Origin of the sequence: Saccharopolyspora sp. 7B, assembly GCF_020177435.1 — a bacterium.
In the GTDB taxonomy this organism is placed as follows: domain Bacteria; phylum Actinomycetota; class Actinomycetes; order Mycobacteriales; family Pseudonocardiaceae; genus Saccharopolyspora_C; species Saccharopolyspora_C gregorii.
In genome coordinates this window covers 182132-189755 of the sequence record NZ_JAIUKC010000002.1, presented here as the reverse complement: position 1 = coordinate 189755, position 7624 = coordinate 182132, and the positions used below count along the sequence as shown (strand labels likewise).

Below are 7624 nucleotides of genomic sequence, written 5' to 3'. Positions count from 1 at the left end.
CGTCCATCCCGAGCGGCGGCGCTGCTCGGCGAGCGCACGGCCCGGTGCTCGTCGAGCGGATCGAGCGATCCGCGACACATCACCCCCGACCATAAATTACTGCTCGGTAGCATCGCGGCGGAACGCACGCCACCCGAGGAGAAGCCCATGTCCACCACCGAATCCACCGCCCCGTCCGGACTGGAACTGCTGCGCCAGGTGCAGTCCGGGGCCTTCGACGGCGCCCCGTCCATCGGCGGCCTGCTCGGGATGCGCTTCGACGTGGTCGAGCACGGGCGCATCGTGGTCTCGCTGGACACCCGGCCGGACTTCGCCAACCCCCTCGGCACCGTGCACGGCGGGATCGCCGCGACGCTGCTGGACTCGGCGATGGGCTGCGCCGTGCACACCACGCTGCCCGCGGGCGTCGGCTACACCACCTTGGAGCTCAAGGTGAACTACATCCGCGCCGCGCGCACCGACGGCCAGGTCCTCACCACCGAAGGCACCGTCGTGCACGCCGGGCGCCGCACCGCCACCGCCGAGGGCAAGGTCCACGACGAGGCGGGCAAGCTGATCGCCCACGCCACCACCACCTGCCTCATCCTCCCCACCCCCTGACCGGCGCGCGCCGCACCAGCTCGCCGGTCCACTCCGCGTGCCGCCGGCGACCGCACGCGGCTCCCTCCCAGTCGACGACGCCGCTCAACCGGGCGTCCGCCCAGAGCGCGTTGCCCGACTGGAAGTCCCCGTGCACCAGCACCGGATCCGCCGCCGCGAACAGGCCCCGCGCGTCGTCGACGAGCCGCGCAGCGGGCCCGTCGAGCTCTGCGCTGGCGAGCGTGCGACCCGCCGGCAAGCGGAACGACGCCCGCGATCCGTGCGGCGGCACCGGATTCCCGGGTAGCGGCGGCGAGAGCGGAGCGGGCGGCACGCCGAGGATTCTGCCTCCTCCGGGACCGTCGGCGTGCCGGTGATCGGGTTCGGGGTGGCGGGATCTACCATTCGGCGGATGACCGGCTACGACGATCTTGACCCGTTCGAGCACCTGGACGCCTCGTCGCTGCCGCTGCGCCAGCAGCGGATCCTCGCGACGATCCGCGACTGGGTGGTGCGGCACGGGTACTCGCCGAGCACCCGGCAGATCGGCGAGGCCGTCGGCCTGCGCTCCACCTCCTCGGTGTCCAAGCACCTGGCGAGCCTGGAGGACAAGGGCTTCCTGCGGCGCAGCGACACCGTGTCCCGGCCCATCGACGTGCGCGCGTTCCTGCGCGAGACCTCCGCGTCGCGGAACGACGCGGACTCGGTGACGGTGCCCGTGGTCGGCGACATCGCCGCCGGGACGCCGATCGCCGCCGACGAGCACCTCGACGACACCCTCGTGCTGCCCCGCGAGTTCGCCGGGCGCGGCACCGTGTTCGCGCTGCGGGTGCGCGGTGACTCGATGATCGACGCCGCGATCTGCGACGGGGACACCGTGATCGTCAAGCAGCAGCCCGAAGCGCACTCGGGGCAGATCGTCGCCGCGCTGCTCGACGACGAGGCGACGGTGAAGGTGTACCGGAAGCGCAACGGGCACGTGCTGCTGGAGCCGCGGAACCCGGCCTACGAGGTCATCGACGGCGACCACGCCACCGTCCTCGGCGTCGTCGTCTCCGTGCTGCGCAGCGTCTGACCCGCCGCGTCGAACGGCCCGACGGGCTCGGCGGGGCGGGCCCGCCACCCGACGTCCCCGCCACCTCGACGTCCCCGCTACCCCGACCTCAGAGCGCCAGGCCGCCGTCGGCGTAGTAGCCCTTGATGTGCGCGGTGACCCGTCGGCCCGCCAGCGCGCCGTCGCCGTCCCGGATCGCGGCCAGCACCTCGCGGTGCTCCGCGCGCAACCGGGTCGAGGTGGCCGCCCACGAATCCAGCAGCGGGACCGTCTCGCGGGTGTAGTGCTCGATCGAGTCACGCAGCCCGGACATCATCACCGCGACCACCTCGTTGCCCGCGGCCTGCGCCAGGGTCAGGTGGAACTGGGCATCGAGCGCCAGGAACTCGGCCGGGGCGAGATCCGGCTCGTCCATCGCGTCGAGCAGTTCCTCCGCCGCGGCGAGCTCCGCGGCCGCACCGGCCAGCTCGGTGACCGACGCCGTCTCCAGCACGAGCCTGGTGCGCACCACGTCGCGCACCTGGAAGCCCTGCCCCGCCACCTGCAACCGCAGCAGCGCGCTCATGCCGCCGGTGGGGCGGGCCAGGATCACCGCGCCCGCCTCCGGCCCGGAACCGGTCTGGGCGCGCAGCAGGCCCAGCGCCTCCAGCACCCGCATCGCCTCGCGCACCGAGGAGCGCCCGACCCCCAGCTCCTCGGCCAGCGCCCGTTCCCCCGGCAGGCGCTGCCCGGGCGCGATCCGGCCCTGCAGCAGGTCGTCCTCGATCTGCGCGAGCACCCGTTCCCACGCCCGCGGCCCAGCGTTCACCACCCTCGGAGCCTATCGAGGTCGTGGCGCCGCGCGTTGCGGGCGCCGCCCACTGCCGCAACGCTGACCGGAGGCGGTCGGACACCGCCCGTTCCCGAACTCGCCCACCCCGGCTACGGTGTGGTCAGACCACACGAAGGGAGTCCGACGCATGCGGGTAGCCCTGTTCGCCACCTGCCTCGGCGACACGCTGTTCCCGGACGCGATCCAGGCCACCGCCCTGCTGCTGAGCAGGCTCGGCCAGGACGTGGTGTTCCCGGAGGCGCAGACCTGCTGCGGGCAGATGCACGTCAACACCGGGTACCAGCGCGAGGCGCTGCCGCTGGTCGAGAACCACGCGGCCTGCTTCGCCGACGAGTCCATCGACGCCGTGGTGGTGCCCTCCGGATCCTGCGCCGGCTCCATCCGCCACCAGCACGAGATCGTCGCCGAGCGCTTCGGCCGTCCCGGGCTCCGCGACCAGGTCGTGCGCTCCCGGGCGAAGACCTACGAGCTCGCCGAGTTCCTCGTCGACGTCCTCGGCGTGGTCGACGTCGGCGCGACCTTCCCGCACCGGGTGACCTACCACCCCACCTGCCACTCGCTGCGGATGCTGCGGGTCGGGGACAAGCCGCTGCGGCTGCTGCGCGCCGTGCGCGAGATCGACCTGGTGGAACTGCCCGAAGCCGACCAGTGCTGCGGGTTCGGCGGCACCTTCGCGCTGAAGAACGCCGACACCTCCACGGCGATGCTCTCGGACAAGCTGCGCAACGTCGGCGCCACCGACGCCGAGTACTGCACCGCCGGGGACTCGTCCTGCCTGATGCACATCGGCGGTGGCCTGTCCCGGTTGCAGACCGGAGTCGGCACCAAGCACCTCGCCGAGATCCTCGCCACCACCGAACGCAAGATCGCGCCGAAGCAGGGAGCACTCGCATGAGCGGCACGTTCCTCGGCATGCCCACCGCTCCGCCGCGCGGAACCGGCAACATCCGCGGCAGCGAACCGTTCCCGGCGGCGGCCCGCACCGAGCTCGGCAACGCGCAGCTGCGCCGCAACGTCGGCAAGGCCACCCGCACCATCCGGGACAAGCGGATCGCCGTCACCGGCGAACTGCCCGACTGGGAGGAGCTGCGCTCCGCCGGCGCCGCGATCAAGCGCGACGTGCTGTCCCGGCTGCCGGAACTCCTGGAGCGGTTCGAACAGGCCGTGACCGCGCGCGGCGGGACCGTGCACTGGGCACGCGACGCCGCCGAGGCCAACGCGATCGTCACCCGCCTCGTCCGCGGCACCGGCTCCGAGGAAGTGCTCAAGGTCAAGTCGATGGCCACCCAGGAGATCGGCCTCAACGAGCACCTCACCGACGAGGGCATCGCCGCCATCGAGACCGACCTCGCCGAACTGATCGTGCAGCTCGGCGCGGACCGGCCCTCGCACATCCTCGTTCCCGCGATCCACCGCAACCGCGCGGAGATCCGGGAGATCTTCCTGCGCGCCATGCCCGGCGTCGACCCCGACCTCGACGACGACCCGGCGCACCTCGCCGACGCGTCCCGGCGGTTCCTGCGCGACCGGTTCATGCGCGCACGGGTCGCGATCTCCGGGGCGAACTTCGGCGTCGCCGACACCGGAACGCTCTCGGTCGTGGAATCCGAGGGCAACGGGCGGATGTGCCTGACCATGCCGGAGACGCTGATCACCGTGATGGGGCTGGAGAAGCTGATCCCCAGCTACGCGGACCTCGAAGTCTTCCTGCAACTGCTGCCGCGCTCCTCCACCGGCGAGCGGATGAACCCGTACACCTCGATGTGGACCGGCGTCACCCCCGGCGACGGACCGGGCGAGTTCCACCTGGTGCTGCTGGACAACGGGCGCACCGCCACCCTCGCCGACGAGGTCGGGCGCGAGGCGCTGCACTGCATCCGTTGCTCGGCCTGCCTGAACGTGTGCCCGGTGTACGAGCGGACCGGCGGGCACGCCTACGGCTCGACCTACCCGGGGCCGATCGGGGCGGTGCTCACCCCGCAGCTGGCCGGGATGGACACCGGGTCCGGCGACCCGAACGGCTCGCTGCCCTACGCCTCCAGCCTGTGCGGGGCCTGCTTCGACGCCTGCCCGGTGAAGATCGACATCCCGTCGCTGCTGGTGGAACTGCGCCACCAGCACGTGGAGCAGGCCGGGTTCGACGCCGAGCAGGCGCTGATGAAGGCGGCCTCCGCGGCGATGGCCTCGGCCGGGCGGTGGACGGCGGCGCAGCGCGCGGCGCAGCTCGGCAGGCTGCTAGGGCGCGGCGGGCGGATCCGGGCGCTGCCGCCGCCGGGCAGCGCGTGGACCTCGGCGCGCGACCTGCCGGTGCCGCCGAAGCGGACGTTCCGGCAGTGGTGGGACTCCACCGAAGGCCGGGCCGCGATCGAACGGGCCCGGCGCGAAGGAGGTGCGCGGTGAACGCCCGGGAGACCGTGCTGGGCCGGGTGCGCGACGCGCTCGCCCTCGCCCCGCCCGACGCCGTGCAGGTGCCGCGCGACTACCGGCGACGCCGGTCGCTGCCCCCGGAACGGCGGCGGGAACTGCTCGTGGACCGCCTGGAGGACTACCGCGCCTCCGTGCACCAGTGCGACACCGCCGAGGCGCCGGGCGCGATCGCGACGGCGCTGCGCGGCGCCCGCCGGATCGGCATCCCCGCCGGGCTGGACCGCCGGTGGCTCGCCGAGTTCGACGGGGAGGTCACCGTCGACTCCGCGGAGGTGCCGCCCGCGCGGCTGGACGAGCTGGACGGGGTGGTGACCGGGTCGGCGGTGAGCTGCGCGGAGACCGGCACGATCTTCCTGGACTCGTCGGCCGACCAGGGCCGCCGGGCGCTGACCCTGGTCCCCGACCTGCACGTGTGCGTGGTGGCGCTGTCCTCGGTGGTCGCCGGGGTGCCGGAGGCGGTGGCGCGGCTCGACCCGGTGCGGCCGACGACGCTGATCAGCGGGCCGTCGGCGACCTCGGACATCGAGCTGGACCGGGTCGAGGGAGTCCACGGGCCGCGGACCCTGCACGTGGTCCTGCTGCTCGACGCCTGACTCCGCGCGCACCGGCCAGGTGAACGGCCCGCCCCGGCCGTTCACCTGGCGGGGCTCAGCGAGTGCGGTCGCGGTGCAGCAACCACACGAAGTACGGCGCGCCGACCAGCGCCGTCATCATCCCGGCGGGCAGCTGCGCCGGGGCGATCGCCGCGCGGCCCACCACGTCGGCCACGCACACCAGCACCCCGCCCAGCAGCGCCGCCACCGGCAACATCCGGGAGTGCCGCCTGCCCACGATCGCCCGCGCCGCGTGCGGCGCGATCAACCCGACGAACGCGATCACCCCGACCCCGGCCACCGCGGTACCGGTCAGCAGCACCGCGCAGCACAGCAGCAGCAACCGCGCCCCGGGCACGTGCACACCCAGCACCCGCGGCGTCTCCTCGTCCACCGACAGCAGGTCCAGCTCGCCGCGGGCGCGGACCAGCACCGGCACCAGCACCAGCAGCGCCAGCACCATCGGCACCAGGTGCTCGTAGGAACGCCCGTAGGTGGAGCCGCCCAGCCAGGTCAGCGCCTTCGTCTCGTTCCACGGGTCGGACAGCGTGATCAGCAGCGTCACCAGCGCCTGCGTGGCCGCCTGGACGCCGAAGCCGATCAGCACCAGTCGTTCCCCGGCGAAACCGCCCTTCGCCGCCATCGCGAACACCACGAGCGTCGCCACGGCCGCACCGAGCCCGGCACCGCCCGCCTGCACCCAGAACCCGGCCCCCGACCACAGGGTGATCACCGTGATCGCGCCGAGCCCGGCACCGCCCGCGACGCCGATGATCCCCGGCTCGGCCAGCGGGTTCCGCGCCACCGCCTGGATCGCGGCTCCGGCCAGCGCCAGCGCCGCCCCCGCCAGCACCGCCGCCACGACCCGCGGCACCCGGTTCGACATCACGTTGCTGACGATCGGCCCGGCCTGCCCGCTCGCCCAGTTCGCCAGGTCGCCGAGCAGCAGCAGGACGTCGCCCAGCAGCACCGCGCCGATCGCCACCGCGACCAGCAGCAGCACCAGCGCTCCGACGACCAGCCGAACCCGCCGGGCCGACACGCCGCCGCGGACACCCGCCGCCGGCGGCTCCGCGGCGGACGCGGTGACCCGGATGTTGCGGCACAGCACTACCAGGAACACCGCGCCGACCAGCGTGGTCGCCACCCCGGTGGGAATCTCCAACGCGGTCTGCGCGCCGATCAGCGCCCGCAGCAGCACGTCCGCGCCCAGCAGCAGCACCACGCCCATCGCGCCGGAGATCGGCAGCAACGCCGCGTGCCGGTGCAGGCCCGGAACCCGGTTGGACAGCAGCCGCACCACCGCGGGCGCGGCGAGCCCGACGAACCCCACCGGGCCCGCCAAGGTCACCGAAGCCGCCGCCAGCAGCACCGCCAGCGCGATCGAGGCGAACCGGATCCGTCCCACGTGGACACCGAGGGTCCGCGCGTGGTCGTCGCCGAGGTACACCAGGTCCAGCCGCCGGGACAGCAGCAGCAGGAGCACGAGCGCGATGCCCATCACCGGCGCCACCGCCCGGATACCGCCCAGCCCCGTCTGCCCGAGCGAGCCGGAACCCCAGGCGAACAGCCCCTGCGTCTCCTGGTCGAACAGCAGCAGCAACATCCGGGTCAGCGAGTGCATCGCGAACGCGATCGCGGTCCCGGCGAGCACCAGCCGCACGATCCCGGTGCCGCCCATGCCGGACAGCGAGATCACCAGCAGGGCCGCGGCGAGCCCGCCGACGAACGCGATCGCCGTGGTGCCCAGCACCGGGAACGAGACGCCGAACGCGGCGACCGCGACGATCGCCAGGTGCGCGCCCGCGTCCACGGCGAGCGTGTCCGGGGAGGCCATCACGTTGCGCGCCACCGATTGCAGCACCGCCCCCGCGATGCCGAGGGCCGCGCCGACCAGCAGCGCTGTGAGCAGCCGCGGCAACCGCGACTCCACCACCACGGCCGCGGTGGTGTCGGTGCCGCCGCCGAGCACCAGGTGCAGCAGCGCGCCGAAGTCCACGCTGGACGTGCCCTGGGTGAGGTGCACCGCGGCGCCCAGCACGACCAGCGCGGCCAGCCCCACCACCAGCAGCACCAGCGGCCCGCCCCGCCGGATGACCGCGACCGGCGGGGCGGGTGGACGGACGAGCGTCGTCACGG

8 protein-coding genes are annotated in these 7624 nt (G+C 73.9%); 5 read left to right on the top strand and 3 right to left on the bottom strand.

The annotated features are described in order from the left end of the window. Nucleotides 1-147: 147 nt before the first annotated feature. The gene (locus LCD33_RS00815; RefSeq protein ID WP_224959855.1) at nt 148-600 is read left to right on the top strand and encodes a PaaI family thioesterase; all 453 of its coding nucleotides are present in this window, start codon (nt 148-150) and stop codon (nt 598-600) included. On the opposite strand, the gene LCD33_RS00810 is transcribed toward LCD33_RS00815, so the two are convergent. Next, complete coding sequence (locus LCD33_RS00810) at nt 581-913, bottom strand: phosphotransferase (RefSeq protein ID WP_224959857.1); 333 nt, start codon at nt 911-913, stop codon at nt 581-583. The two genes, LCD33_RS00815 and LCD33_RS00810, sit on opposite strands and share 20 nt — an antisense overlap. A 78-nt stretch (nt 914-991) precedes the next feature. Here LCD33_RS00810 and lexA point away from each other — a divergent pair, with 78 nt between their 5' ends. Next, entirely contained in the window at nt 992-1654 is a 663-nt protein-coding gene (gene lexA, locus LCD33_RS00805) for a transcriptional repressor LexA (protein ID WP_224959859.1), read from the top strand. Between the two features lie 88 nt (nt 1655-1742). Here lexA and LCD33_RS29270 read toward each other — a convergent pair whose 3' ends face one another. After that, the gene (locus LCD33_RS29270; RefSeq protein ID WP_224959861.1) at nt 1743-2444 is read right to left on the bottom strand and encodes a FadR/GntR family transcriptional regulator; all 702 of its coding nucleotides are present in this window, start codon (nt 2442-2444) and stop codon (nt 1743-1745) included. Between the two features lie 148 nt (nt 2445-2592). On the opposite strand from LCD33_RS29270, the gene LCD33_RS00795 reads away from it, so the two are divergent. From LCD33_RS00795 to LCD33_RS00785, 3 genes are read left to right on the top strand one after another with little or no spacing between them, the layout of a single operon-like run. Continuing rightward, nucleotides 2593-3360, top strand: a complete 768-nt coding sequence (locus LCD33_RS00795; RefSeq protein WP_224959863.1) for a (Fe-S)-binding protein — start codon at nt 2593-2595, stop codon at nt 3358-3360. Beyond that, entirely contained in the window at nt 3357-4865 is a 1509-nt protein-coding gene (locus LCD33_RS00790; RefSeq protein ID WP_374108106.1) for a lactate utilization protein B, read from the top strand. The genes LCD33_RS00795 and LCD33_RS00790 overlap by 4 nt, the downstream gene beginning before the upstream one ends. Further along, nucleotides 4862-5485, top strand: a complete 624-nt coding sequence (locus LCD33_RS00785) for a lactate utilization protein C (protein ID WP_224959865.1) — start codon at nt 4862-4864, stop codon at nt 5483-5485. The genes LCD33_RS00790 and LCD33_RS00785 overlap by 4 nt, the downstream gene beginning before the upstream one ends. A gap of 55 nt (nt 5486-5540) precedes the next feature. On the opposite strand, the gene LCD33_RS00780 is transcribed toward LCD33_RS00785, so the two are convergent. Next, nucleotides 5541-7622, bottom strand: coding sequence for an iron ABC transporter permease (locus LCD33_RS00780; protein ID WP_224959866.1), 2082 nt, complete (start codon nt 7620-7622; stop codon nt 5541-5543). Between the last annotated feature and the right edge of the window lie 2 nt (nt 7623-7624).